Genomic DNA, 26,612 nt, shown 5'->3' on the forward strand with positions numbered 1-26,612 from the left:
CTAGGACGCCTTGCTCGCGCGGAAGGCCTCGGTCAACAGCGGCACCGCCTCGAACAGGTCGGCCACGATGCCGTAGTCGGCCACCTTGAAGATCTCGGCCTGCGGGTCGGTGTTCACGGCCACGATGCACTTCGACGCCGCGGCGCCGGCCATGTGCTGGATGGAGCCCGAGATGCCGCAGGCGATGTAGAGCGACGGGGCGACGGTCTTGCCCGTCTGCCCCACCTGGAACTGGATGTCGGTCCAGCCCTCGTCCACCGCGGGGCGCGAGGCCCCGACGGCGGCGCCCAGCACGTCGGCCAGCTCCTCGACGAGCGCGAAGCCCGCCGCGCCCTTCGTGCCGCGCCCGCCCGACACCACCGCGTCGGCCTCGGTCAGCTCCACGCGGCCCGACGCGCGGCGCACCACGTCGGCCACCGTCTGGCGCACGTCGCCGAAGCCGTCGACGTGCTGCATGAGCACCGGCGCCGTGCGGCCCTCGTCGGGCGCGGCCGGGTCGAACGCCTTCGGGCGCACGGTGACGACCATCGGGCGCGCGTCGGCGGCGAAGGCCACGTCGGCACGCACCTTGCCCGAGTACGGCTCGCGCGTGAACAGGAAGCCCTCCTGCGCGTCGGCCTCGACGGCCACCACGTCGGCGACGAAGCCGGTGTCCAGGCGCTGCGCGAGCACGGGCCCCACGTCGAGCCCGGTGGCGTCGTCGGCGAACAGCACCGCGTCGGGACGCTGCTGCGCCGCGAGGGCCGCGAGGGCCGCCGCGTAGGCGTCGGTGGTGTACGGGGCCAGCGCCGGATCGTCCAGCGCGAGCACGGCGTCGGCGCCCGCCGCGCCGAGCGGGGCGCAATCGACGCCCCCCAGCCCGCTGCCCAGCACGACGGCGGCCACGTCCGTCCCCTCCGCGTCGGCCATGCGGCGCGCGAGCGCCAGCATCTCGAACGTCGCGCGCGGAAACGACCCGTTCCGCGGCTCCGCGTATACCCAGATTCCTGCCATGGATGCTCCCTTCCCGTCCTACCAGACCTTGGCTTCGGTTTCCAGCAGCCCCACCGTGGCGGCGACCGCCTCGGCCGTCGTCTCGCCCTCCACGATGCGGCCGCCCTGGCGCGCGGCCTTGGCGCGGTAGCGCACCACGCGCGTGCGCGCCGCCTCGGGCGCCGCGGCGTCCTCCCTGCCGAGGTCGGCCAGCGTCCACACGGTGACGGGCTTCTTCTTCGACTGCATGATGGCGCGCACGTTGGGGTAGCGCGGCTCGGCCAGCCCTTGCTGCGCCGTGACGACGGCCGGCAGCGCCACGTCCACCACGGCCACGCCGTCGTCGATCTCGCGCGTGGCGCGCGCGGTGCCCGCCGCGGGGTCCACCTCGAGCGCGGTGACCACCTGCACGCACGGCAGGCCCAGGAGCTCGGCCACGCGCGGCATGGTCTGCGCGCCCGCCGTGTCGGCCGACTTGCAGCCGCCCATGACCAGGTCGGCCGGCACGCGCTCGAGCGCGGCGGCCAGCACGCGCGCCCGCGCCGCCGCGTCCGCCGCGTCGAGCGCGCGATCGTCGATCAGGTAGCCCGCGGCCGCGCCCATCGACAGCGCGTGGCGCACGGCCGGCAGCGCCTCGTCGCCGCCGATGCACACGACGGCCACCTCGCCGCCGTGCTCCTCGACGAGCTGCACGGCGCGCTCGACGGCGAACTCGCCGTACGGGTCGATGACGAGCGTCTGCCCCTCGGTGAGCACCCGCCCCTCGGCGTCGACGCCCACCTCGGCCTCGGTGTCGACGGTTTGCTTGATGCACACTACGATGTTCATGGCTGCGATCCTCCTCGCCCCCTGCGCGCCGCGCCCGGCGGCGCGCTCCTAGTATTCCTTCAGCACCGACTTCGCGATGAGCGAGCGCTGCACCTGGCTCGTGCCCTCCACGATGGTGAACGACTTCGCATCGCGGTAGTAGCGCTCCACCGGGTAGTCCTTGCACAGGCCGTAGCCGCCGAATATCTGCACGGCCGTCTCGGCCGCCTTCACCGCGGCCTCCGAGCAGTACACCTTCGCCACCGACGCCGTCTTCATCATCGTCTGGATGTCGCCGCCGAACGCCGTGGCCGCCTGGTCGAGCAGCAGGCGCGACGCCTCGAGCGCGATCTCCATGTCGGCCAGCATGAAGCGGATGGCCTGCAGGTCGGCGATGTGCTTGCCGAACTGGATACGCTCCTTCGCATAGGCGGCCGCCGCCCCGAGCGACGCCGCCGTCACGCCGGCAGCCAGCGCCGCCACGGCCAGCCGGCCGCGGTTGAGCGTGTGGTGCGCGATGGCGAACCCGTCGCCCACCGCGCCCACCACGGCGTCGGGGCCCACGTGCATGTTCTCGAAGAACAGCTGCGAGGTCACCGAGCCGCGCAGCCCCATCTTGTCCTCCTTGCGGCCGATCACGAGGCCGGGCGTGTCGCGGTGCACGACGAAGCAGGAGGGCTTCGACTGCCCGTCCTCCACCACGCGCGCGAACACGGTGAACCAGTCGCCGACCGCGCCGTTCGTGATGAATATCTTGCTGCCATTCACGGTGTAGCCCTCGCCGTCGGGCAGCGCCGTGGTGGCGATGGCCGAGATGTCGGAGCCGGCGTTCGGCTCGGTCAGCGCGAAGCAGATCTTCGCCTCGCCGGCCGCCAGCGCGGGCAGGATGGTGCGCTTCTGCTCGTCGGTCCCCGAGAACACGAGCGCGTCGGAGCCGATGGCCGAGATGAGGATCATGAGCGCCACGGCCGGCGACTCGCGCGCGATGCGCTCGATCACCTGCACCCAGCAGTGCATGCTCACCTCCACGCCGCCGTGCTCCTCGCCGTAGGCGAGCGCGAACAGCCCCTGCTCCACGAACAGCTCGTAGATATCCTGCGGGAACTCGTCCTCCTCGTCGATCTCGGCCGCACGCGGCGCCACCACGTCGACGCACAGGTCGTCCACCATCGAGAGGATCATGCGCTCCTCTTGCGTCAGTTCGTACATGGAACCCCTTCCCCGCGCGACGGCGCCGCCGCACCCGCGGGGCCCGACGGCAATCCATTTCCATTTCCTATTGATTACTCTTCAAATGATAGGCTGCGTCTATGGTTTGCCTACGGTCAAAACCGAAACCCTGAGCATACGAACTGGTCAATCGAATGCGTTTGTTGGCTTTCGCTCCACCCAATCCCGCGATTCCGTGGAAACCATGCGCCTTGACAGGGGGCCGAGGGCGAAAACCGCACAGTCGAGCCAAACTAGCCGGTCAATCCGTGCAGACGGTGCTCTATGATCTATACAGGAAGAATCGTGCACGAAAAGGAGCGTCCATCATGACCGGAGCCGTACGGCAGATCATCGAAGTCCCCTGCACCGTAGGCGAGCTCGAGCGCTCCGAGGTGCTCGCGCAGCTGCCGCCCGAGGCGGCCCGCGCGCTCGGCGCGGACGCGGCCGACGGGGGCGCCCTCGACGCCGAGGCGGGCGCGCGCATCGACGCCGCCGTCGCGGCGTGCCTGGCGGCCTACCGTCCGCGCGGCGTGTACAAGCTGTTCAACCCCGCCATCTGCACGCTGCCGCCCGAGTACGTGGAGCCGGCCATCAAGCTCGTGGGCACCATGATGATGTTCCACGGCCAAAGCGTGTACGAGCGCCTGCGCCGCGCCGCGCACTGCGCGCTCATGGCGGTGACCATCGGGCCCGACAACCCCGCCGCGCTGCCCGCGCACGCCGACGAGCTCGACCGCGTGCTGGCCGACGCCTGCGCGAAGGCGCTCGTGGAGAGCGCGGCCGACCGCGTGAACGCCGCCATCGTGGCCGCCGCGCTGGACGACGGCCTCTACACCGACGATCGCCTGAGCCCCGGCATGGGCGACTTCCCGCTCGACACGCGCTCGCAGTTCGTGTTCTACACGCAGTCCGAGAAGCGCTTGGGGCTCAAGCTGGGCAAGGACGGCGTCTTCGAGCCGCGCTACAGCACGGTGGGCGTCATCGGGCTCTACGACCCCTCCCAGAAGAACCGCAAGCGCGCCTGCGGGCGCTGCAAGTACCGCTCGTACTGCTCCATCCGCGCTATCGGCATGACCTGCCACGGCGCCAAGGGAACCTTCGCCAAGTAAGGCGGCCCCCTTCCCCCCCTCCCCCACGCGCCGGATGTTTCATGTGAAACATCCGTTCGTTTCATTCTGAGGGAGCGGGCCTCCCCTTCCCGGCGCCCGTCCGCCTTTCGCGCAACGGCAAACGCCCCGGCCGGAGCCGGGGCGTTTCCGTGCGGGGCGGGCGAATCGCCCCGCGTGCTGAAGCGTCGGGTTAGATCGTGTACAGGTAATCGGGATCCTCGGCGACCTTGGCGTACTCCTTGAGGATGCCGCGGCCGGAGATGTGCACCATGATCTCCACCGTGCCGCCGCCGATCTGGAAGCCGCGGCAGTCGAGCATGAGGCGGGACACGCGGGTCTCGTCGGTGAAGCCGAGGCCGCCCATGAGCTGCAGCGCGCGCGAGCAGCAGTCGGTAAGCGCCGGGGCGCCGTAGCGCTTGAGCATGGCGGCGTCGTTGTTCACCGGGATGCCGTTGTCCATCTTCCAGCAGGTGCGGTACAGGAAGTTGCGCGTGTTCGAGAGCTCGATCTGCATCTCGACGATGTGCTCCTGCACGAGCTGGTAGGTCTTGATGCCCTTGCCGAACTGCATGCGCTCGTTGGTCCAGGCGCACGCGTCCTCCATGGCGGCCTGCGCCTCGCCGAGCAGCTCGGCCAGAAGCACGCAGCGCTCCCACTCGAAGTTCTTCATGAGCTGGTAGAAGCCCTTGCCCTGGATGCCCAGGAGGTCGCTCTCGTCGATGACCACGTCGTCGAAGTGGATCATCGCGAACGGCATGATCTGCATGCCGATCTTGTTGAGCGGCTCGATGGTGACGCCCTTGGCGTTGGCCGGCACGAGGTACATGGACATGTTCTTGTTCTCGCGGGACGGATCCTCGTCCTTGCACACCACGATGAAGCCGTCCACGTGCTCGCCCTGGGTCACCCAGGTCTTCACGCCGGTGATGTGCACCTTGCCGTCGCCCGTGCGGGTGGCCAGGCATTCCATGCCCTGGTTGTCGGAGCCCGCCTCAGGCTCGGAGATGGCCAGGCAGTACGGCGGGTAGCCGTTCTCCACGTAGTAGTCCATCGCGTACTTGATCTGCTCCGGCGTGCCGAACTCGCACACGTCGAACATGATGAGCAGGTTGGGAGCCATGGGGATGTTGCCGCCGGCATGGTTGAGCTCTTCGATGATCATGGCCATCGTCTGATGGTCGACGGGCTTTCCACCGTACTCCTCGGGCAGGCCGTACATGCCCCAACCCGAATCGACCCACGCCTTCGCCACTTCGGGGGCGATACCGCGGTTCTTGTAACCGGCCGCGATAACCTCTTCCGTCAGGTTCTCGTTGGCCCACTCGCGGATGCCCTTCTTGATGCGGAGCTGTTCCTCGGTGTATGCGAAATCCATGCTTCCTCCTTAACCGTTTTCCCTATATTCAAAACACCTGCGTGTTTGAATCGAAGTTCTGCGGCGCCCGCCCCCTCGTGCAGCGGACGAGGCGGGCGCCGGTCGTGCCAGGCAGCGCTTAGAAGGCCATGGCCTCCTTGTAGCCGGCGTTCACGGCCTCGAGCGTGCGGTACACCTTGCCCGCGGGCGTGGTGGCGTCGCCGATGAGCTTGGCGTTCGGGAAGATCTTGACCACCTCGTCGTACAGCTTGGTGTTGGCCTCGACGCCCAGCGACAGCAGCACGGTGTCGCACTCGAGCAGCTGCTCCTCGCCCGTCTCCACGTTCTGGACCTTCGCGCCCTTCTTCGTGACCTCGACCAGCTTCGTCAGCGGCATGAGCTTCACGCCCTTCTGCTTCACGAGGTTGATGGTGGGGTTCTTGTCGATGATGCCGATGCCGTTGCCCATCTTCTTGGCCTCGTCGATGACCGTGATCTCGCGGCCGTCGCTCATGGATTCGGCGACCTCGAGGCCGGCGAACCCGCCGCCCACGACCACGACGCGCTTGCCCACGATGGCGGTGGGGCCGCTCGCCATGTTGAGGCCCATGCGCATGAAGCCCACGGTGCCGCCCTGCGCCTTGATGGCCGCAACGGCCGCCTTCCAGATAAGGCCCTTGCCCTCGGGCACGATGCCCGCGACCATGTCCTTGATGTCCTGCGAGCTGACGACGTTCTTGCCGTCGATGCCCGGCACGTCCACGCCGATGACCTCGCCGCCCGGCGCGACCACGACCTCGTCGGGGTCGAGCGCCTTGATGGTGTCGGCGGTCACCTTCGTGCCCAGCTTGAGCTCGATGTTGGGATGCAGCTTCAGCTCCTCGTTCCAGTACGTCACGAGGGGCTCGATCTTGGCGTTCAGCACCTGCGCCATGTTCAGCAGGCCGCCCACGCGGTCGGACTTGTCGAGCACGGTCACCTTGTGGCCGCGCACGGCCGCGACGCGCGCCGTCTCGAGGCCGCCGGGGCCGGCGCCCACCACGACGATGTGCTTCTTCTCGTCGGCGGGCTGGTCCTCGGGATGCCCGATGGCGATGTTGTCGATGTTGCCGTTGACCGAGCACCAGATGGGCTGGCCGAGGAACGTGTGGTCGAGGCAGCGGCTGCACACGATGCAGGGGCGCACCTGCTCGGGATGGCCGGCGGCAACCTTGCCCGCCGTCTCCGGGTCGGCGATGAACTGGCGCGCCATGCCCACGGCGTCGCCGTAGCCCTGCGTGACCACCTTGTCGCACATGTCGAGCGAGTTGATGCGGGTGCCGGGGAACACGGGCTTGTCCGTGACGGTCTTCACCTGCTTGGCGAGGTCGATGAACTCGCCTTCCGGCACGATCTGGTTGGCCACGGGGCGCGGGGCCTCATGGAAGCCCGCCTGCACGCTCCACGCGTCCACGCCGTGCTTCTCGATGATCGGGATGAGCTCGAGGGTGTCCTCGATGCGGTTGCCGTTCGGCATGAGGTCGTCGGCCGAGATGCGCACGAGCACCGGGGTGTCCGGGCACACGCGGTGCACCTCGTCGAGGATCTCGGTCAGCAGGCGCGCACGGTTCTCCGGGCTGCCGCCGTACTCGTCGGTGCGGTGGTTGGAGTACTTGGACAGGAAGCGCATGACCATGTAGCCGATGCCCGCGTGGATCTCGATGATGTCGAAACCGGCCTCCACGGCGCGGCGCGCGGCCTCGCCGTACTGCTTCACCACGATGGCGATCTCTTCGGTGGTGTACTCGCACTCGGGCATGCCCACGAACGGGCCGCTCGGCACGTCCTTGGACGGGGCGTAGCTCTTCAGCTCGTCGTCGCCCGACGCGCGCCACTCGTAGCACAGCTGCAGCTGGACGGCCGTCTTGGCGCCGTGCTTGTGGCACGCCTCGTTGATGCGCGTGAGGCCGGGCACGAACGCGTCGTCCCAGATGCCGGCGGCACCCGTGGTGGTGTGGTACTTCGGCGTCGCGTTGAAGCAGTCGCTGATGTAGGCGCTACCCAGCTCCAAGAGGCCCGTGCCGCCCTTGGCGCGCTCCTCGTAGAAGTCGACGATGGCGTCGGTGATGTAGTAGTTGTCGACCATCTCGGTGGTCATGGGCAGCATGACGAACCGGTTCCTGATCTCGACCCCGCCGATGCTGAACGGTTCCAGCAGCTTCTGATACTTTGCCACGATGCAAACCCCTTTCCGCTTTGAACAGTGCTAAGCGTCTCTCTCTGCGCGATTGGTGCGAGGTCGATCCGTGCGAACTATCCCTCTCGATGCGCGCGGCTTCCTCGTTGCCAACATTGTAGGCTCCCGAAAAGGACGATACGATGGACAGAATTCCAAGATTGGTTAGTCATCGTGAAAAAAGTCTCCCAATATTGCCTAGGATGGGCCTGTTTTTACGGGGAATATCCCCAAAACACGGAGACTCGACCGGAATCACTCCGAACAATTACTGCACATATTTTAATCTTTGTCCTAGAAATGTGCGAAAACGCGACGTATAATAGCCCTGGCACTATCATCATTATCGAGAGCGAGGCCCGATCCTATGAACGCGCTCAGCACGATGCTCCTCATCGCCGACACGTTCGTCGCGCTATGCGACGAGATGCCGCTCAAGAAGGTGTCCATCAGCGACATCATCGAGCGCACGGGGAAGAACCGCAAGACGTTCTACTACCACTTCGAGAACAAGGACTGTCTCATCACGTGGATCTTCCGCTACGACCTCGGCCAGGAGCTCAAGCGCCGCTTCCCCGAAAGCGCGCTCGTGTACGAGACCGGCACGAACGACTCCTCGGCGCAGTTCCCGTTCTACATCCTGCAGAAATCGGGCGTGCGCTCCCTCGACCATGCCGAGTTCTTCGACTGCTTCGCGCGCGTGCTCGAGGCCAAACGGCACTTCTACACCCAGGCGCTGGCCGACACGAACCCGTACTCGCTGCGCAACTACCTGTACCACCTGTACCTGCCCGCGCTGCGCAACGACATCGACCTCATCCTGGCGAACCGCTACCTGCCCCAGGAGAACATCCAGTTCCTGGCCGAGTTCTACACGTGCGCGTTCCTGTACTACTTCATCCGCAAGTGCGACCAGCCGGGCGCCGAGCGCCTGACCGGCCAAGCCGGCCCCTTCGCGAACATCATCCACAGCTCGCTCGAGGCCCAGATCAAGGAAGCGCAGCTGCGCCGCAACCTGTAGAGCGGCCTGCCGAGCGCGCTCAGGGGAGGAACTTCGGCGGCAGCTCGGCGGAGCCCAGCTCGCGCACGGCCGCGCTCATCGGCTGCAGGTGCGCTCCCACGAGCATCTTCGACGTCGCGTGCGCCAAGAGCGCGCCGCGCTCGTCGTGCGCCTCGGCTTCGCACAAACACACGGTGCGCCCGCGCTTGATGACGCGCCCCGTCGCCGTGACGGGCCCCGTGCCGGTCGCCTTCAGGCAGGTCGTGGCCAGGTCCATCGTGGTGAACCCCTCGTCCTCGGCGAGCGAGCCGTACAGCGCCCAGTACGCGGCGCAGTCGAGCAGCGAGGCGTACGCGCCGCCGTGGGCGCCGCCGAACGCGTTCATATGCCTGCGCTCGAACGTGCACGCCACCCGGCACGATCCCTCGGCCAGCTCCACGAGCTCGATGCCGAGCAGCTCGAAGTACGGCGAGCGGTTGATCAGCTCCATCACCGCGTTCGCATGATCCGGATTCATGGTGCCCATCGCGCGTGCCGTCCTTCCCTCTTCGTCTTCTCCTCCTTTCATGGTAGCGTCCCGCACCGCGCCGCGACACGGGCAAACCGCGCGCTTCGGGACGTCGCGCCCGCCGCCTACGACGCGCTGCGCACGGCGCCGCGCCGCTCGAGGCGCGCGACGTCGGCGGCGGAGAGCCCCGCCTCGGCCAGCACCGCGGCCGTGTGCTCGCCGTGGGCCGGGGCCTCGGTGAACGCGTCGATGGACGGCCGCATCCCCGCGATGTTGTGCGGCAGGTTCGTCTGCAGCACGCGCCCCGCGCGCGGGAAGTCGCGGTAGGCCATCATGTCCGGCTCGCGCTCGAGCAGCTGGGCGATGGCCTCGTCCTTGTCGATGACCGAGGCGATGCACAGGTCCTTGCCGACCAGCCATTCCTCCCACTCGGCGCGCGTGCGCGACGCCACGAGCTCGCGCATGCGCTCGTAGGCGCCGGCCGGCTTGCACGCCAGCTCCGGCACGCCCGCAGCCTCGCAGAACGCCGTCCAGAACTTGTCCTCGATGAGGCCGAACGCCAGCTTGCCGCCGTCGCGCGTCTCGTAGATGTTGTAGAAGCAGCAGTCGGCCGGGTAGATGACCGAGCCCTCGTCGATGCCGCCCTGGAAGCACCAGCGCTCGTCGATGAGCGAGTTCCACCACACGAAGGAGTCGAACATCGACACGTCGATGAAGCGCCCCTCCCCCGTGATCTCGCGGTCGTACAGCGCCGCGAGCACGCTCTGCGCCGCCACCATCGAGCTGGCGAGGTCGCACAGGTGCAGCGGCGCCTTCACGCCGCCGTTGAGCGAGAGGTAGCCGCTCTGCGCCTGCATGTTCAGGTCGTGCAGCGGCAGCTGGCTGCGCGGGTCGTCCTGGCCGTAGCCCGAGAACGAGCAGTACACGAGCCGCGGGTTCGCGGCGGCCAGCGTGCCGTAGTCGATGCCGAGCTTCTTCGTCACGCCCGGGCGGAAGCTTTCCACCACCACGTCGGCGCCTTCCGCCAGCTTGAGGAACGCCGCGTGCGCCTCCTCGTCCTTGAGATCGAGCGCGACGGAGCGCTTGTTGCGCCCGAGCGCCTCGAGGTAGTAGCTCATCGCGTTTCGCCGGGGCTGCTCGTGGCGGCAGAAATCGCCGAGCCCGACGTCCTCCACCTTCACGACGTCGGCCCCGAGGTCCGCCAGCACCTGCGTGGCGTACCCGCCGGGAAGGTACCTCGACAGGTCGAGCACGCGCAGCCGCGCAAACGATGGGTTGCCCATAGGTCCGCTCCTTTCCCTCGGCGCGCGCCCGCGCGCCTCGCCGCTTCCCCCAACGATAGCTCAACCGCCGGGCGAAACGGGGCGCGTTTGCATTGGCGTTCTCAATGACACCTGCGCATCGAGCCTATCGACGCAGGTCGCGCGCCGCATCCTCCGGCGGCCAGGAGAACGAGCGCGCCAGTTCGATGAAGGCCTCGGCGGCGCGCGACTTGTAGGAGCACGTGCGGTAGACGAGGCACACCTCGTGGAAGCCCTCGCCCACGTCCGCGAGGGGCACGACGGTCAGGTCGCCGAACGGCGCCACGCCGAGCGTGTCGAGCACGAGGCCCACGGCGTCGGGCGAGGCGTCCACGAGGCTGCCGATGGTGATCTCGTCGTCGGCCCCGTCCGACACCGCGATGCCGACGTCCGCGGCGAGGCGCGCCACCTTCGCGCCGAGCGGCGTCGCGTCGCGGTAGGTGACCACGGGCGCGCCGAGGGCCGCCACGTCGGAAAGCCGGACGGCCGCGCGCGCCGCAAGCGGGTGCGTCCGGTGCACGAGCGCGCCGAGGGACTGGCGCAGCACGGGGACGAACGTGAGGCCCGGGCGATGCTCCGCCCGCGCGGTGAAGGCCAGCTCGTAGCGGCCCCGCTCCAGATCCTCGAGCAGCGGCAGCGTGAGGCCCTGGAACAGGTTCACCGTGAGGCCCGCGCCGTACGCGTCGCGGTAGGCGCGCACGAGGGCCGGCAGGTAGTCGCCCTGGATCGTGTACACCGTGCCCACGTCGATGGTGCCCGTCATCCGGTCGGCGTGCTCGCGGGCGCGCGCCACGCCCTTGTCCAGCACGTTCAGGGCCTCGACGACCGACGCCTGGAACTCGCGCCCGTACTTCGTGAGCTCGACCGTGCGCCCCCGCCGCTCGAACAGCGTCACGCCGAGCTCCTCCTCCAGCCGGGCCATGGCGTTCGACAGCGTGGACTGCGCCACGTACAGCTGCTCGGCGGCCTTCGTGAAATGCTCGAGCTCGGCGAGCGTGCGGAAGTAGTAGAGGTGGGCGAGGTTCATGGCGGCCTTTCCCGGCGGGGTCGATGCCGTCATCATACGGCGCGCGCCCCGCGCACGGCAACGGCCAAAACGCCCCAAGCGGGCAGAACCGGCGGGCGCCCTGGCGCGGCCCGTCTCGCGGGGCGCGCCGCCCCCTCTGGCGCGGAGGGGGGGGGCTTGCGGCCCGACGAGCGCGCGCCGCGGGGCTCCGCGGCGCGCCGCGACCCTAGTACCGGTAGGAGAGCTCGCCTTTGCGCTGCTGGCAGGCGCGGGCGATGGTGATGCGCTGCACGTTCGGCGCGCCTTCCTCCAGCCACATGGCGCGCGCGTCGCGGTACAGGCGCTCCACCGGGCCGTAGGGGTTATCCTCGAAGTAGCCGTCGCCGCCGAAGATCTCGAGCATCGCGTCGGAGACGATGCGGGTGGTGTAGATGGAGAACAGCTTGGCGATGGCGGCCTTCTCCTCGATGTCGGCCCCGTGCGGATCGTCGTCGAAATCGCGCGCGAAATCGTGCACGAGGGTGCGCAGCGCGTGCACGTAGGTCTGCATCTCGGCGATCTCGCGCTTGATCATCTGGCGCGAGGCGATGGGCTTGCCGAACGTGACGCGGTCCTCGGCGCGGGCGAGCGAGATCTCCAGCATGCGCTGCGCCATGCCGAGGTTCGACGCGGCGATGTGCACGCGCGACACCGACAGCGAGTGCATGGCGATCTCCATGCCCTGCCCCTCCTCGCCCAGCAGGTGCTCGGGGGACAGCACCACGTTGTCGAATCTGAGGCCCGCGTGCCCCGCCCCGCGGCAGCCCATCATGTGCGGCATGGGCACCAGCTCGAAGCCGGGGGCGTCGGTGGGCACGAAGAACGCCGAGAGGCGGGAGTCCTTGTCCGAATCGGGATCGGTGGCGGCAATGACGTACGTGAAGTCGCTGCAATCCGTGTGGGAGATGAGCCACTTCTCGCCGTTCAGCACGTAGTTGCCGTCGGCGTCCTTCACGGCGGTGGTATGGATGTCCGCGCCCGTGCCGCCCGTCTGCTCGGTGATGGCGAAGTTGCAGTAGATCGACTTGTCCTGGAACTTGTCCATATAGCGGGCCTTGAGCGCGGGGCAGCCGTAGTCGTCGAGGATGCGCCAGTTCATGTCGGCCGCGTGGTGCAGGTGCATGCGCATGCCGCCCGGGCCGCGCGAGAACTCCTCCTGCACGCGGAGGATCTCCAGCTCGCTGAGGCCCCAGCCGCCGTACTCCGCCGGCAGGTAGAAGCGGTACAGGTCGTTGTCGCGGGCGAGGTCGTAGAACCGCTGCGGAAACCGGTTCGACACCTCGATCTCGGGCTGCATCTCCTCGAAGGGGCCCTCCGCGAGCGCCCTGATCTGCAGCAGGTAGGCTTGGAATGCTTCGTCGGTGATCGTTGCCTGGGGATTCATGGTCCTCTCCTTCTCTCGCGCTCCATCGCCCCCATTATCCGCCGTCCGCGCCGTCCGTTCCAATTCAGAACGCCCCTCGGTTCGCGCCCGATCGATCGATTCCGCGAACACCGCGCCCGCAGGGCGGCCGAGCCCCGCGCCGCGCGCCCAACCCCGCAGCGCGCCCGAGCCCCAAGCCGCGCGCCCGAGCCCCGCAGCGCGCCCCTCCTCCCAAGCCGCGACCCCGTCGCGCGCCCTCCCGTCGCGCGCCGCCGACGTGCATCCATAAATCCAACCTATCGATTCCTCCCGGTTTTCTAATTGGACGGGCGGCCGCGCGCGAGCGGACAATACGGGCATACCACGCGCCGCGCGGCAGCGGCGCCAGACCGGAGGAGGAACCATGGGCAAGCTTACGCCGCAGGAATTCGAATCGTATCTCAAGGAGCTGCGCGCCTTCGTCGAGGGGCCGTGCGAAGAGATGCAGGCCGACATCGAGGTCACGAACAAGTTCCCCCAGGAATTCTACGACCAGTGCAACGAGCACAACATCTACCGCATGTCGCTGCCCGAGGAGTACGGCGGCTGGGGCCTCAGCGAGCTCGAGACGCTCAAGTGCCAGGAGGAGTTCTCGCGCGGCCCCGGCGGCATGCGCATGCACATGCACTTCGCCCAGGACCTGAACTGGCGCCCGCTGTACGACTACGGCTCCGAGGAGCTCAAGGCCGAGCTCATGCCGAAGTTCCAGGACAAGTCCATCTTCTCGGCCTGGTGCCTCACCGAGGCCACGGGCGGCACGGGCGCCGACCTGCACACGACGGCCGTCAAGGACGAGAACGGCGACTACGTGCTGAACGGCGAGAAGTGGCTCATCTCGTTCACCGACATGAACACGCACTCCTACATCCACGCGGTCACCGACCCCGACGCCGACCCCGACCATCGCCTGTCCACGTTCTACGTGCCGGTGGACACCCCCGGCTACGAGGTCACGCCCATGCCGCACATGATGGGCTGCCGCGGCGCCGGCCACACGGGCCTCAAGTTCACGAACATGAAGGTGGACAAGAAGTACCTCCTGGGCGAGGAGGGCCAGGGCATGGAGATCGCCATGCACTCGCTGGCCGTGTCGCGCGTGCACATCGCCGCGTCGAACCTCGGCATGGCGCAGCGCATGCTGGAGATCTCGCTCGCCCGCGCCGCCGACCGCATCACGTTCGGCAAGCCCATCCTGTCGCGCCAGGCCATCAAGATGAAGATCGCGAACATGCAGATGTACATCCACGCGCTGCGCACCATGGTGTACGACTTCTGCAAGGATTACATGCACGAGCCGAACGGCGCCTACATCGCCGAGAAGGCGGCCTGCTGCAAGCTGTTCTCCATCGACACGACGCGCCTCGTGTCCGACGAGATGCTCGAGATCTTCGGCGGCGACGGCTACTTCGAGGACAACCCGTTCGGCCCGGTGGAGCGCCTGTACCGCGACTGCCGCGCCATGTGGCTGGAAGAGGGCGCGCCCACGGTACAGCGCATCACCATCGCGCGCGACTGCATCAAGCACGGCGGCACGATGGCCTACCTCGACTAGCGCCCCGCGCGATCCGACGGCCCGATGACCGAACGCCCGACATCCTCCTCGCGCGCGTGCGCGCCGCCAAGGCTCTCGCCGACGCGCACGCGCGCCACCTGGAAGCCCCGGGTGGACGAGGCGGACATCGCCCTGTACCGCTGCCCGCGCTGCGGGAGCCTCCTCATGGGGCTCGGCAGCGCCGCGGCGCGGGTCGACGTGGACCTGTGGCGCTCGGTGATCGTGCGCGCGCCCTACGGCGAGGACGGCGACGCGCATGCGACGTGCGCGCGATGCGGCGACGGGCCCGTGCAGCCCGTGGCGTTTCGCAGCGCTTGCGCCGCCGACGAGGGGTTCTCCTTCGCGTTCACGGGCGGGATGGACGCGAACCGCCTGACGCTCGCCTGGGAGGACGGCGCGGGCGACCCCGCGCTCGTCGTGCTCAAGACGTTCACCGGCCTGCAGGCGCGGCCGCGCCCGCGCGGCGGGGCGGCCGTGTTCCCTCTCGCCGACGAGGACGCCTACTGCTACTGCGACCTCGACCCCTGCGAGCAGTGCGTCGCGCGCTGCAAGCGCGGCTTCAAGCTGTACGTGGTGCGCGCCGACGGGGAGGGCCTGCGGTTCGCCTGCGAGAACCCGCCCGACGCGCCCGCCGTCCCCTGAGCGCCAGGCGCCGTCCGCGGCGGGCGCTTCGGGCGCTTCGGGCGCTTCGGAAGTCTCGGGCGAGGCGCAGCCGCTCAGGCGGGGACGGCGAACGTGCCCGGAGCCTCGTCCTGCGCGATCGAGGAGAAGCGGCGCGCCGTCTCGATGAAGCTCTCCACCACCTGGCTGCGGTAGATGCGCTTGTCGTACGCCAGGTAGATGTAGTGGAAGGCATCGGGCACGTCGGCCAGCGCGATCTTGCGCACGCCGTCGAAGCGCTCGATGGCGAACGTGTCCAGCATGACGCCGGGCATGGCGTGGTTCGCCACGACGACGCTCGTCAGCATGAACTCGTCGTCGTAGACGATGGCGGGCTGGATGCCGACCCCCTCGAACAGCCGCTTCGCCTCCATCCCCAGCGGCGTGTCGGGCGCGTAGCTGGCGAACGGCACGCCGCGCAGCTCCGACAGCGACACGCTGTCGCGGTCGGCGAAGGGGCTTTCCTCGTGCACGACGAGGATGAGGCGCTTCGTCAGCATGGGCACGAAGCACAGGTTCGGCTCGTTGTCGGCCTTCGAGGCGAAGATCAGGTCGAACTCCTGGGCCTTGAGCGAGCGGATGAGCGGCAGCGAGAACTCCACGGTGAAGCCCATCTTCACGTCGTAGCCGTACTCCTGCCAGAACTGCTGCAGCAGCTCGGGAAGGAAGTCGTGCTGGATCGTGGGGATGGTGCCGATGCTGAGCGAGCCGCATCCCACCGTGCCCTGGGCGCGCACCGCCGCGATGCTGCGGTCGAGGTCGCTCAGCACGCCGGCGACGTCGGCGTAGAAGTCGCGCCCGTGCTTCGTGAGCTTGATCTGGCGCCCGTCGCGGAAGAAGAGGGGCACGCCCAGCTCGTGCTCGAGCGCCTTGATGGACAGGCTCAACGTGGGCTGGGTGATGTAGAGCTCTTTCGCCGCGCGGGTCATGTGCTGCGTCTCCGCCAGCTTCTTGAAGTTGTACAGCTGCGAGAGGGAAAGCGAAGAAGAGTTGTTCACGGGTATCTCCTCACCTGCCGTGGATGCAACCGGCACTCGGCCCTTGCCCCTATCCTAGGCGCTGCGGCGCCGCCGCGCCACGGCCAGCCTGGCCGTTCTGTTCCGTTTGCGCGCCGCGCGGTCGGCCCTCCCCCGCAGCGGCGCGAGGGGCGCGCCGCGCGGCGCGCCCCCGGCCGGTCACTCCCACAGCGCGCGCAGGCGCCGCTTCCCCACCGACAGCGCCGCCAGCCCGGTGACCAGCACCACCGCCAGCATGACGAGCCCCACCGCGAACACGGCGTCGAACCCGTAGGACGACCCCACCCACGCCCAGATCATGGACGCGAACGCCCCGATGAGGTTGAACACGGTGGAGATGCGCGAGTAGATGACGGGGTATTCCCGCGTGCCGAAGATGGCGCGCGTGAGCGCCGGGACCAGCACCACCGCCGTGGCGTAGAACGCGCCGAAGATGAACGCGCCGGCGTACAGCATGAGTTCGGACGCGAAGCCGAACCAACACAGGAAGATGCCCACCACGCCGGCCGCGAACGCGAACCACAGCGCGCCTTTCACGCTCTTGTCCACGGCGGCGCCCAACACGATCTTGAACAGCGCCTGGCCCACCATCATGACGGTGGACATGATGCCGCCCACCACGAGCACGTCGAAGGCCACGCCGGTGAGCGACTTCGTGTACGTGGGGAACTGCATGGCGATGAGGTTCGCGATGTTGATGATGCCCGCGCAGACGCACACGAGGTAGAACGCCGACGACTTCATGGCGAGCTTCGCCGACAGGCCCTGCGGACGCGCGGCCTCCTTGCCCTCGGCCACGGTGGCGCCGTAGGGCGCCAGCCCGCAGTCGGACGGGCGCGTGCGCACGCAGAACAGCGTGAACGGCAGCGAGGTGACCAGCGCGATAACGGCCCAGATGAGGTAGATCTGATGGAAGTCCATGCCGCTCGACTTGAGCGCGGTGAACACCATGGACCACAGCGCCCCGCCGATGCCGGTGAACGCCATGCACAGGCCGATGAAGAACCCGGCCCGCTCGTAGAACCAGTTGTTGACCAGCACGGGGATGGCCAGCCAGAGAATGGATATCTCGCCGAGGCCCAGCAGCACGCCGGCCACGTAGAACATGAAGATGTTGGTCGAGAAGCCCATCAACGCGAACGCAGCGGCCACGCTGCATGCCGATGCGCTCAAGATGATGCGCACGTCCACCTTCTGCAGCAGCTTGCCCGCGAAGGGCGAAGCCACGGTCATGGTCAGGTACATGAGGTCACGTACAAGGCGAACGAGGTCGTGGGGATGCCGAGCGCCTCCGACACGACCGGTTGGAACAGCCCCCAGGTCGAGAAGCACAGCGCCGAGCATCCGAACGTGATCATGATGCCGGTGAGCACGACGAGCAGATGACGAGACGAGAGTTTTTCACGCGTTTGCGCAGCCATACAACCTCCTCTAGACGGTGTGGAACGAACCCGGGCGTGAGCAGCGCCCGGGTTCGCAGGGTGGGGTGCCAGCGCCGAGGCGCGGCGGAGATCAGAGGTTCTTGAACTGGTACTTCTCGGGGTTGTCCTTCACGTCCTGCTTGTTGTGCGGGTTCATCTTCGCACGGCCGACCACGCCGTCCTGCGACACCGCGCCCAGCACCTGGTTGCGGTTCTCCATCTTCACCTGCGTCTCGAAGCTCGTACCGTCGACGGCCGCGTGGATGGATTCCTTCGTGAGGCGCAGCGCCATGGGGGCGGTGGTGTCGCACATGTGGTGCGCCAGCGCCACGGCCTTGTCGACCACCTCGTCGTCGGGCACCACTTCCAGGCCGAAGCCCCAGCTGTGCAGCGTCTCGGCATCCCAACGGTCGGGCGAGGACATGATGCGGAACGCGCGCTCGTAGCCGACGATCTTCGGCAGGTAGAACGAGCCGGACATGTCGGTGCCGGTGTAGCCGATGGCCAGGTAGCCGGCGTTCATCTTGAAGCTCTCGCCCAGGATGCGCATGTCGCAGGCGCAGGACAGCGACATGCCGCCGCCCACCGCGTAGCCCTTGAGCGCGCCGATGATGGGCTGCTCGCAGCGGTGCATGTACACCACCTGGTCGGAGCAGATGCGCTGCATGAGGTAGTACATCGTCTGCACGTCGCCCATGTCGTCGGGATGCTCCATGGCCAGGTCGTTGAGGTTGAAGCCGGCGCAGAACGCGCGGCCCTCGCCCGTCAGCACGATGACGCGGCACTCGTGGTCCATGCGCACCTTGATGAGGAACTCGTTGAACTCGGCCATCTGGGCGTACGACATGGCGTTGAGGTTGCCCGGATCGTTGAACGAGACGATGTAGACGGGGCCGTCCTTCTTGACGGTGATCTTCTCGTACTCGTCGTACGTGAACGTGGGAACGTGGTACTTCTCCTGATACAGACCCATGATTCCTCCTCATGAACGGATCGTCCCGGTGACCCTGAGCATCCGGGATCGCATGAGTTGCAGCCTACCGGCCGCGCGCCCCCTCGAACACGGACAGGATCGCCGGTTTTGTCCCCTCGTTTTTCTTCCATTGAAAGTTTCAATGGATGGGACGGCCCTGCACCGACGTTTCCCGAGTAAAACGCCGCAACGACCCCTCGAAATGCCAATGAGTCCACCGCCCGCCGCTGCGGTCGGGATAGGAAAATCGGTTCGATCCCGCGCGCGAAAACGTCGCCCGTCGACAGCTTGCATCGGACACGCGATTCGCCGAATTCCAAGCAATTTTTTCGTTTTGCGTACGTTGGAGGCCCGACGAGCCCGTTTCCGCCATCGACGCGGAGGAAGACGTGAACCGTTTCCCCAGGTCGCCTACAATGCGGCTCCTGAAACAGGCGTCGTGCGCGCCCCGTGCGTTCGCAAAACGCAAAAATTGCTTGCTTCGAGCCGATTCGCGTGCCGCCGCGCCTCGCGAACGACGGCGAAACGGGCAAGCGGGTTCCGAGAGCGCATGCAACCCGAAACGCCGACGGCCCGTCCGAAGACGGGCCGTCGATGACGCACGGAAGCCGCAAGCGTTAGCGGCGCTGCTCCTGCTTGTCGTTGAGCAGGCGGTTGAGCGCGTTGAGGTAGGCCTTCGTCGACGAGACGACGATGTCGCCGTCGGCGCCGCGGCCCGTGTACACGGCGCCACTCGGATCGGTCACGCGGATGGTCACCTCGCCGAGGGCGTCGATGCCGCGCGTGACGGACTGCACCGAGAACTCGGTGAGGTCGTTGTCCACCTGCACGATCTTGTTCACGGCCTTGCACATGGCGTCGATGGGGCCCGTGCCGTACTCGCACGCCGTGACCACCTGGTCGGCCGCGTTGCGCAGGGTGACCGTGGCCGTCGGCGTCAGCGGGAAGCCGGTGCTGATCTGCACGCCCTCGAGCGAGTACAGCGCGCTCTCGTTGCGGTCGCGCTCGTTCACGAGGCTCTCGAGGTCCTCGTCGTACACTTCCTTCTTCTTGTCGGCCAGGTTGAGGAACGCCTCGTACACCTGGTCGAGCGCCTCGCCCTCCAGCTCGTAGCCCAGCTCCTCGAGGCGGTGCTTGAGGGCCGCGTGGCCCGAGCGCGCCGTCAGCACGATCTGGCTGGTGCCCGCGCCCACGTCGGCGGGGTCGATGATCTCGTAGGTGTCGCGCTTCTTGAGCACGCCGTCCTGGTGGATGCCGGAGGAGTGCGCGAAGGCGTTCGCGCCCACGATGGCCTTGTTGGCCTGCACGTTCATGCCCGTGATGGACGACACGAGGCGGCTCGCCTTGATGAACTCGCGCGTGTTGATCTCGGTGAAGGCGTCCAGCTCGTCGCCGTGCATCTTGATGCCCATGACCACTTCCTCCATGGCCGTGTTGCCCGCGCGCTCGCCCAGGCCGTTGATGGTGCACTCCACCTGCGTGGCGCCGTTCTTCACGCCGGCCAGCGACAGCGCCGTGGCCATCCCCAAGTCGTTGTGGCAGTGCACCGACACCGTGGCCTTCTCGATGCCGTCCACGTTGTCCATGAGGTACTTGATGCGCGCGCCGAACTCCTCGGGCAGCGAGTAGCCCGTGGTGTCGGGGATGTTCACCACCGTGGCGCCGGCCTTGATGACGGCCTCGATGACCCGCACGAGGAAGTCGTAGTCGGAGCGGCCCGCGTCCTCGGCGTAGAACTGCACGTCCTCCACGAACGTCTTGGCGTACTTCACGCACTTCACCGCGCGCTCGACGCACTCGTCCTCGGTGATGCGCAGCTTGTCGTGCAGGTGGCTCGGGCTCACGCCGATGCCCGTGTGGATGCGGGGGCGCTTGGCGTACTTGAGCGCGTCGGCCGCCGCGTCGATGTCCTTCTCCACCGCGCGCGTGAGGCCGCATACCGTGGCCTGGTCGCCCGCCAGCTCGGCGATGCGGCGGACCGACTCGAAGTCGCCCGGGCTGGAGATGGGGAAGCCCGCCTCGATGACGTCGACGTTGAGTCGCAGAAGTTGACGCGCCACGACCAGCTTCTCCTCGGTGTTCATGGAGGCGCCCGGCGACTGCTCGCCGTCGCGAAGCGTCGTGTCGAAGATGTTGATCTTGCGAGTCATGTGCGTGTTCCTTCCTTCTCGTGTCCAGTCCCGCCGCATCGAACAGCGCAGGCGTTGACCGCGACTCAAATTGATTTGACAATCATAGCAAATATGCCGACCGAAGCCGTGGGAATTCGGCGGCGGCCCCGGGTTCTCCCCGGTCATTTTCGCGCGCATGGCGAAACGAGCGCATCGCTCCGCCGTCGCCGGCAGGCATCCACCCGTTCCGCAGGTTATATATGATTGGCAAGGTAATGGACAAAAGTGCGAGTATTCGCTAGATTTTGCCCGCGTTCGAGGCCCTCCGAACATGGCGGTTCGCATAACACCTGGTAGAAAGGTCGCTCTCGCGATTATACCCAACAAAAGATAAAGAATACTCGCGTTTTTGTCCACGCCTCTTCGCTCCCGCCGCTGGAACCGAGGTCGCCCCCCCGCCCCGCTCGGCGGCGCGGTGGGCCGCGCCTCACGTTGCTTCCGGCTGGCAAGCGCGCCCCCGATTCCGTATACTCGGAGGCGCGCTTGCGGCGCTCGACGAGACGAAGGGGCTGCCATGTTCGAAAACGATGCGTTCGTGCGCTCGGCCGAGATCCTCTGGAGCGAGGTCCCCGCCGCCGACGCCTACCCGTTCAACATCCCCGCGATCGCCTCGCTCGATGCGATCCGGTTCGACAAGGGGGTCACGTTCTTCTGCGGCGAGAACGGCACGGGCAAGTCCACCCTGCTCGAAGCCGTCGGCATCGCCTTCGGCTTCAACCCCGAGGGCGGCTCGCGCAACTACACGTTCTCGACGAGGCCCACGCACTCCGAGCTGCACGACTTCATCCGGCTCGACCGGTCCATCTACCGCCCGCTCGACGGCTACTTCGTCCGCTCCGACACGCTGTTCAACCTCATCAGCGCCACCGACGAGCTCGAGGACGACCAACGCTACTACGGCGGTGTGTCGCTGCACGCCCGCTCGCACGGCGAGAGCATCATGGCGCTCATCACGCGCCGCTTCCGGCCCGAGGGCTTCTACATCCTCGACGAGCCCGAGACGGGGCTGTCGCAAAGCGGGCAGATCGCGCTGCTCTGCGAGCTGGCCCGGCTGCGGGACGCGGGCTGCCAGCTCATCATCGCCACGCATTCCCCCATCCTACTGGCGCTCGACGGCGCCACCGTCTACCAGTTCGACGACGACGTCCGCGAGATCGACGCGAAGGACTCGCTCGAATGGATCATGATGCAGCGCTTCATGGACGACCCGGACGCCGCCGTGAGGGCCTTCCTCGAGCCCTGATCCGAGCGTCCCGGACGGGAACCGTCCCACGGGAAACACTCGAGCGCAAAAAAGGCCCGGCAAGCGCAGGGAGCGCTTGCCGGGTCCGATGCCAACGGCGTGCTGAAGAGGAGGTCGCACGCGCTAGCAGGAGGGTGAGCTCGCTTTCGCGTCGGCGCCGGCCGCATCGGCATGGGCCGCGTCGGCGTCGATGAGGTCGGTCGGCTTCGCCTTCATGATGAAGCGCTCGACGAGGATGAGGAAGGCCAGCGCGCCCAGCGCGATCACGCCGAGGAGCACCGCGAACTCGACCCAGGTGGGAGCGTACCAGCTGGTCGCCGCCCACACGTCCATCCCCGAGGTAGCGGCCGACGTGCCGTCGATGAGGCCCGGGCCGCCGAAGGTGTTCGGCGTGATGAACGACGAGAACAGCAGCCAGATGCGCTTGCAGAACACGCCCACCACCACGCAGGCCGACGAGAACACGATGAGGCCGGTCTTCTGGCGGTTCTTCGCGAACACGAGGATGGTGAACGGGATGAGCACGCCCACGATGATCTCGATCCAGAAGTACGGGGCCGTGGCGCCGAAGAACATCTGCGACAGCACGTGCCAGCCGCCCTCGGAGCCGGGATACGCCGTGGTCAAAAGCTCGCAGCCCACCATGTAGCCGTCAACCGCGATGCAGGTGGCCAACAGCCCCGCCAGCATCCCCATGAGCTTCTTCGACGTCTCCCAGATGCCGCGGCGGTTCATCCACGCGAGCGAGATGAGCAGCAGCGCCAGGCCGGAGTCCATGGCCGAGGCCACGAACAGCGGGCCCATGATGGCCGAGTGCCAGCCCTCGCGAGCGATCTGCAGGCCGAAGATCCACGCCGTCACCGTGTGCACGAGGATGGCGATGGGCAGGGCGAAGCGCGACACGATGGCGATCTTGGACTTGTCGGCCTTCTTCGACGTCATGAAGTACAGGTAGACCAGGTTGATGATCAGGTAGCACGTGATGACGCAGATGTCCCAGAACAGCGGCGAGATGAAGTTCGGGGAGAGGATCAGGTTGAACAGGCGCGCCACGCCGCCGAGGTCGAGGATGACCAGCAGGCCCGCGCAGCAGATGCACACCGTGGACACGCACACGGCCGGCAACGCCACCTTCTTGAACTCGGTGACGTGGAAGATCGACGCCGAGGAGGCCACGATGAGGCCGCCGGCAGACAGGCCGACGAAGAACATGAACGCGGCGATGTACAGGCCCCAGGAGGTGCCGTTGTTCATGCCGGTCACGCCGAGGCCGAACATGGTCTGGTAGATCCAGGCGGCTGCGCCGACGGCGGCGATCACGGCCAGGACGATCATGACCGGACGGGAGATTCGTTTCGTTTGCATCTCAAGCCCCCTAAGCGTTGTAGTAACGGAGCTGCGGGCGGGTGCCGAACTCCTCGAGAAGCTGATAGGCCTTGTTCTCGCGCACGACCTTCGAGATCTCGGAGTCGGGATCGTCCAGGTCGCCGTACACGCGGGCGCGGCCCGGGCACACGCGCACGCACATGGGGATGTCGCCGCGGTCGGTGCGCTCCTTGCACAGCGTGCACTTCTCGGCCACGCCCTTCGGGCGCACCGGCACGTCCTTGTCGCCGTAGTTCCAGTTGGGGTCGCGCTCGGGCTCGTTCCAGTTGAACACGCGGGCGTTGTACGGGCACGCGGCCATGCAGATGCGGCAGCCGATGCACTTGTCGTAGTGGATCTCCACGCGGCCCAAGTCATCCTTGTACGTGGCGCCCACGGGGCACACCTTGAGGCACGCGGGGTTCTCGCAGTGCTGGCACGCCACGGGGATGTAGGTGCGGCTGAGGTTGGGGTAGGTCCCCTGCGCGCCGTCGGCGGTGTCCACGCCGTCGGTCTCCACGCGGATGTACAGCATGTTCATAGGGATGTTGTTCTGCATCTTGCAGGCGTTGGCGCAGGTGTTGCACCCGACGCAGCGCTCAAGGTTGATGGCGATGCCAAGCTTGGTCATGATCGGTCACCTACGCTTTCTTGATCTCGACGAGGGTGTCGGAGAACGGGATGACCGGGCCGCACATGAGCTCGGCGCCGCGCTCGACGTAGCCGTCGTTCGTGACGTTCTGGACGTTGCCTTCGATGAGGAAGTCGGCCGTCTGCCCCTCGAACATGCGGGCGCTGCCGGGACGGATGGACTCGTTCGCCTTCACGCGGCACTTGAAGGAGCCGCGGTCGTTGAACACCTCCACCGCGTCGCCCGTGGCCAGCCCGCGCGCCTCCATCTCGGAGGGGTTGAGCTCGATGCGCGGCTCGGCGAACTGCTGGATCCACTTGGCGTCGTTGAACTGGTTGTGGATGCGGTAGCGCGTGCGCACGTTGGCCAGCTGCAGCGGGTAGGTGGAGGCCAGCTTGCTGTCGGCATGCGCCTCCAGCGGGGGCTCGTAGGTGGGCAGCGCCTGGTCGTAGGAGGCCAGCGCGTCGTAGTACACGTCCATGCGGGTGGACGTGGTGGCGAACACGCGGTCCATGAACTCGCGGCGCGGCTCCTCGATGCCCTCGAGGGGGTACACGCCCTGCTTCTCGTTGATCTTGTCGACGGTGAGCGTCGAGACGTAGGGGTCCTCGGAGGAGGACAGCACCTTCGCCACCCACTCCTCGGACGTGGCGGGCAGGTACTGGTCCTTGCCGAAGCGCTTGGCGATCTCCTTGCCGATCCAGAAGTCGGTGCGGGCCTCGAACAGGGGCTCGATGATCTTGTTCTGCAGCACGATGTTGCTGTAGCCCACCTTCACGTTGCCCACCTCCGCGTCGTTCTCGAAGCGCGTCGTGGCGGGCAGGACGATGTCGGCCCACTTGGCGCCCTCGGTGAAGTACGGGTCGATGGTGACGATGAAGTCGAGGCCGCGGGCGAACTCGGCCGTCTTGTTCATGTTGCCGATGTGCTGCTGCAGCACGTCGCCGCAGAAGATGCAGGCGCGCACCTTGGCCTGGCCGTCGCGGGCGTCGTACAGCGGCATCTCGAGGGTGCCGGCCGCGAGGTCCTCAGGCAGCTCCCAGGCGCCCAGCGTGCCCGCATGGCCGTTGTAGCTGCCGCCCACGAACACGCCCACGCCGGCGCCCACCTTGCCCACGTTGCCCGTGAGGGCCACGAGCGTGGCGGCGGCGTGTCCCGCGATGTCGGCGTTGCCCATCTTGTCGTTGCCGCCCCAGCCGAGCGCGAGGCACGCAGGGCCCTCGGCGTACTCGCGGGCGAGGTTGCGGATGACGTCGGCAGGCACGCCGCTCACGCCTTCGGCCCACTCGGGAGTGTATTCGGCCTGCTTCTTCTTGAGGAGCGAGAACACGGTGGTGCAGGACGCGCCATCGACGGTGAAGGTGCCTTCGAGCGCCGGCTTCGCAGCCGCGTCGGTATGGGCGGCCTTCGCGTCGGCCGCCGTATCCCACACGAAGAAGGGGTTCTGCTCGCCCGTCTCGGGCTCTTCGGCGTCCGCGTCCTCCGCGTGGTCGCGCAGGAGCTTGCCGGTGGAGACGTCGACGAGGAACGGCAGCGAGGTGTGGTTCAGCACGAAGTCCTCGTCGTAGAGCTTCTCGTCCAGGATGACGCTGGCCATGCCGAGGAAGAACGCCGCGTCGGTGCCCGGCGTGATGGGCACCCACTGGTCGGACTTGCCGGCCGTCGTGGAGAAGTGCGGGTCCACCGTCACCATGCGGGTGCCGGCTTCCTTCGCCTCGAAGAACAGGCGCACGTTGGGCAGGCTCGACTCGAGGAAGTTGCTGCCCACGTTGAGCACGAGCTTGGAGTTCACCCAGTCGCGCGCTTCGCAGGTGGCCATCGCGTAGCCGCCGCCGAAGCCGATGGCCGGGTCGAGGCCGTTGCCGATGCCCACGTCGATGCCCGAGCTGCCGTCGACCTGCGCGCCCAGCACGGCGGCCAGCCACGGGAAGTTCGCCTCGGCGCCCGTGGAGATGACCACGCAGTCGTTGCCGTGCTTGCTCTGGAGGTCTTTGAGGGTGTCACACACCTCGTCGAGCGCCTCGTCCCACGAGATGGGCTCGAACTCGCCCGCGCCGCGCTCGCCCGTGCGGCGCAGCGGGGTCTGCACGCGATGGTCGCCGTAGATGTGCTGGACCTCGGAAATGCCCTTCACGCAGATCGTCTCGTACCGGTCGTCGCAGCAGTTGTTCGGCTGCACCGACACCATGCGGCCGTCGCGCACCGTGCACGCCAGCGGGCACATGCCACCGCAATGCGACTGGTGGTACGTGTACGCCGTGTACTCCTCGCCCGAATCGGCATGGGCCGGCGACAACCATCCATCGGCGGTGGTCATCGCGCCTGCCGCGCCCAGCAGCGCCAGGCCGGCTCCCGCGGCGGCGGTTCCCTTGATGAAACCCCGACGCGTCACGTTCGTCTCGTCTGTGGCCATTGCATCCCCTTTCTCAGTGACTCATGACCGTTTCCTCGACCACTAATTAACTGTTTTCATAGTAATATAGTTAAATAGGAAATTGAATATGTATATTTCAAGAATAATTTGCCTGTCCGCGAACGGCGCTGAAAACACGGCGAAGGCCGCAGGAGCATGCCGCTCCTGCGGCCTTCGCCGCTGCGGGAACAACGCCTCGTCGGCATCGTATACCCTTGTCAGCCATCATATATGACCTGTTG

General features: G+C 67.3%; 22 protein-coding genes. 5 read left to right on the forward strand and 17 right to left on the reverse strand.

Translation table 11 applies throughout. The annotated features are described in order from the left end of the window. From H8S61_RS03650 to H8S61_RS03660, 3 genes are read right to left on the reverse strand one after another with little or no spacing between them, the layout of a single operon-like run. Positions 1–993: an electron transfer flavoprotein subunit alpha/FixB family protein gene (locus tag H8S61_RS03650; protein WP_186937973.1), complete on the reverse strand. Its 993-nt coding sequence runs from the start codon at positions 991–993 to the stop codon at positions 1–3. 18 nt (positions 994–1,011) lie between these two features. Further along, positions 1,012–1,800, reverse strand: a complete 789-nt coding sequence (locus H8S61_RS03655) for an electron transfer flavoprotein subunit beta/FixA family protein (protein WP_186937974.1) — start codon at positions 1,798–1,800, stop codon at positions 1,012–1,014. Positions 1,801–1,848: 48 nt separating this feature from the next. Beyond that, complete coding sequence (locus H8S61_RS03660; protein ID WP_160942253.1) at positions 1,849–2,988, reverse strand: acyl-CoA dehydrogenase family protein; 1,140 nt, start codon at positions 2,986–2,988, stop codon at positions 1,849–1,851. A 329-nt stretch (positions 2,989–3,317) separates the two neighbouring features. Here H8S61_RS03660 and H8S61_RS03665 point away from each other — a divergent pair, with 329 nt between their 5' ends. Beyond that, the gene (locus tag H8S61_RS03665; protein ID WP_186937975.1) at positions 3,318–4,100 is read left to right on the forward strand and encodes a phage tail protein; all 783 of its coding nucleotides are present in this window, start codon (positions 3,318–3,320) and stop codon (positions 4,098–4,100) included. A gap of 190 nt (positions 4,101–4,290) precedes the next feature. Here H8S61_RS03665 and H8S61_RS03670 read toward each other — a convergent pair whose 3' ends face one another. Further along, positions 4,291–5,475 (reverse strand): acyl-CoA dehydrogenase family protein, encoded by a 1,185-nt coding sequence (locus H8S61_RS03670; protein WP_160942251.1) that lies wholly within the window; start codon positions 5,473–5,475, stop codon positions 4,291–4,293. Positions 5,476–5,593: 118 nt separating this feature from the next. Then, positions 5,594–7,669: an oxidoreductase gene (locus tag H8S61_RS03675; protein WP_186937976.1), complete on the reverse strand. Its 2,076-nt coding sequence runs from the start codon at positions 7,667–7,669 to the stop codon at positions 5,594–5,596. Between the two features lie 367 nt (positions 7,670–8,036). On the opposite strand from H8S61_RS03675, the gene H8S61_RS03680 reads away from it, so the two are divergent. Further along, on the forward strand, positions 8,037–8,690 hold the full coding sequence (locus H8S61_RS03680) for a TetR/AcrR family transcriptional regulator C-terminal domain-containing protein (protein WP_154332219.1): 654 nt from the start codon (positions 8,037–8,039) through the stop codon (positions 8,688–8,690). A 19-nt stretch (positions 8,691–8,709) separates the two neighbouring features. Here the strand turns inward: H8S61_RS03680 and H8S61_RS03685 are convergent, their stop codons facing one another. From H8S61_RS03685 to H8S61_RS03700, 4 genes are all read right to left on the reverse strand, one after another. Next, on the reverse strand, positions 8,710–9,195 hold the full coding sequence (locus H8S61_RS03685) for a PaaI family thioesterase (protein ID WP_186937977.1): 486 nt from the start codon (positions 9,193–9,195) through the stop codon (positions 8,710–8,712). A gap of 107 nt (positions 9,196–9,302) precedes the next feature. Then, on the reverse strand, positions 9,303–10,460 hold the full coding sequence (locus H8S61_RS03690; RefSeq protein ID WP_186937978.1) for a CaiB/BaiF CoA transferase family protein: 1,158 nt from the start codon (positions 10,458–10,460) through the stop codon (positions 9,303–9,305). 124 nt (positions 10,461–10,584) lie between these two features. Then, positions 10,585–11,541 carry a LysR family transcriptional regulator gene (locus tag H8S61_RS03695; RefSeq protein WP_255466408.1) on the reverse strand — a complete coding sequence of 319 codons (957 nt, stop codon included), beginning with the start codon at positions 11,539–11,541 and terminating at the stop codon, positions 10,585–10,587. Positions 11,542–11,710: 169 nt separating this feature from the next. After that, on the reverse strand, positions 11,711–12,907 hold the full coding sequence (locus H8S61_RS03700; protein WP_186937979.1) for an acyl-CoA dehydrogenase family protein: 1,197 nt from the start codon (positions 12,905–12,907) through the stop codon (positions 11,711–11,713). Between the two features lie 382 nt (positions 12,908–13,289). Here H8S61_RS03700 and H8S61_RS03705 point away from each other — a divergent pair, with 382 nt between their 5' ends. Beyond that, positions 13,290–14,477, forward strand: coding sequence for an acyl-CoA dehydrogenase family protein (locus H8S61_RS03705; RefSeq protein WP_154332222.1), 1,188 nt, complete (start codon positions 13,290–13,292; stop codon positions 14,475–14,477). Between the two features lie 111 nt (positions 14,478–14,588). Beyond that, positions 14,589–15,119 carry a hypothetical protein gene (locus H8S61_RS03710; protein WP_186937980.1) on the forward strand — a complete coding sequence of 177 codons (531 nt, stop codon included), beginning with the start codon at positions 14,589–14,591 and terminating at the stop codon, positions 15,117–15,119. A gap of 74 nt (positions 15,120–15,193) precedes the next feature. On the opposite strand, the gene H8S61_RS03715 is transcribed toward H8S61_RS03710, so the two are convergent. The 5 genes from H8S61_RS03715 to H8S61_RS03730 all read right to left on the reverse strand — a co-directional run bounded on the left by H8S61_RS03715 (position 15,194) and on the right by H8S61_RS03730 (position 20,697). Continuing rightward, a complete protein-coding gene (locus H8S61_RS03715; RefSeq protein WP_160942245.1) occupies positions 15,194–16,135 on the reverse strand; it encodes a LysR family transcriptional regulator in 942 nt (313 codons plus the stop codon). A gap of 177 nt (positions 16,136–16,312) precedes the next feature. Beyond that, complete coding sequence (locus H8S61_RS03720; RefSeq protein ID WP_255466409.1) at positions 16,313–17,398, reverse strand: MFS transporter; 1,086 nt, start codon at positions 17,396–17,398, stop codon at positions 16,313–16,315. After that, positions 17,389–17,574 (reverse strand): hypothetical protein, encoded by a 186-nt coding sequence (locus H8S61_RS17370; protein WP_255466410.1) that lies wholly within the window; start codon positions 17,572–17,574, stop codon positions 17,389–17,391. Before H8S61_RS17370 ends, H8S61_RS03720 begins: the two co-directional genes overlap by 10 nt. A gap of 91 nt (positions 17,575–17,665) precedes the next feature. After that, positions 17,666–18,547: an enoyl-CoA hydratase/isomerase family protein gene (locus H8S61_RS03725; protein ID WP_154332226.1), complete on the reverse strand. Its 882-nt coding sequence runs from the start codon at positions 18,545–18,547 to the stop codon at positions 17,666–17,668. A gap of 617 nt (positions 18,548–19,164) precedes the next feature. Continuing rightward, the gene (locus tag H8S61_RS03730) at positions 19,165–20,697 is read right to left on the reverse strand and encodes a 2-isopropylmalate synthase (protein ID WP_186937981.1); all 1,533 of its coding nucleotides are present in this window, start codon (positions 20,695–20,697) and stop codon (positions 19,165–19,167) included. 535 nt (positions 20,698–21,232) lie between these two features. Here H8S61_RS03730 and H8S61_RS03735 point away from each other — a divergent pair. Beyond that, positions 21,233–21,961, forward strand: a complete 729-nt coding sequence (locus H8S61_RS03735; RefSeq protein ID WP_186937982.1) for an AAA family ATPase — start codon at positions 21,233–21,235, stop codon at positions 21,959–21,961. A 123-nt stretch (positions 21,962–22,084) separates the two neighbouring features. On the opposite strand, the gene nrfD is transcribed toward H8S61_RS03735, so the two are convergent. Genes nrfD through H8S61_RS03750 form a run of 3 tightly spaced genes read right to left on the reverse strand, consistent with a single transcriptional unit; the run spans position 22,085 to position 26,370 of the window. Further along, positions 22,085–23,326 carry an NrfD/PsrC family molybdoenzyme membrane anchor subunit gene (gene nrfD / locus H8S61_RS03740; RefSeq protein ID WP_186937983.1) on the reverse strand — a complete coding sequence of 414 codons (1,242 nt, stop codon included), beginning with the start codon at positions 23,324–23,326 and terminating at the stop codon, positions 22,085–22,087. Positions 23,327–23,336: 10 nt separating this feature from the next. After that, entirely contained in the window at positions 23,337–23,957 is a 621-nt protein-coding gene (locus H8S61_RS03745) for a 4Fe-4S dicluster domain-containing protein (protein ID WP_186937984.1), read from the reverse strand. Positions 23,958–23,967: 10 nt separating this feature from the next. Then, positions 23,968–26,370 carry a molybdopterin-dependent oxidoreductase gene (locus H8S61_RS03750; RefSeq protein ID WP_186937985.1) on the reverse strand — a complete coding sequence of 801 codons (2,403 nt, stop codon included), beginning with the start codon at positions 26,368–26,370 and terminating at the stop codon, positions 23,968–23,970. Positions 26,371–26,612 lie beyond the last annotated feature (242 nt).

The organism is Eggerthella hominis (genome assembly GCF_014287365.1).
Taxonomy (GTDB): Bacteria; Actinomycetota; Coriobacteriia; order Coriobacteriales; family Eggerthellaceae; genus Eggerthella; species Eggerthella guodeyinii.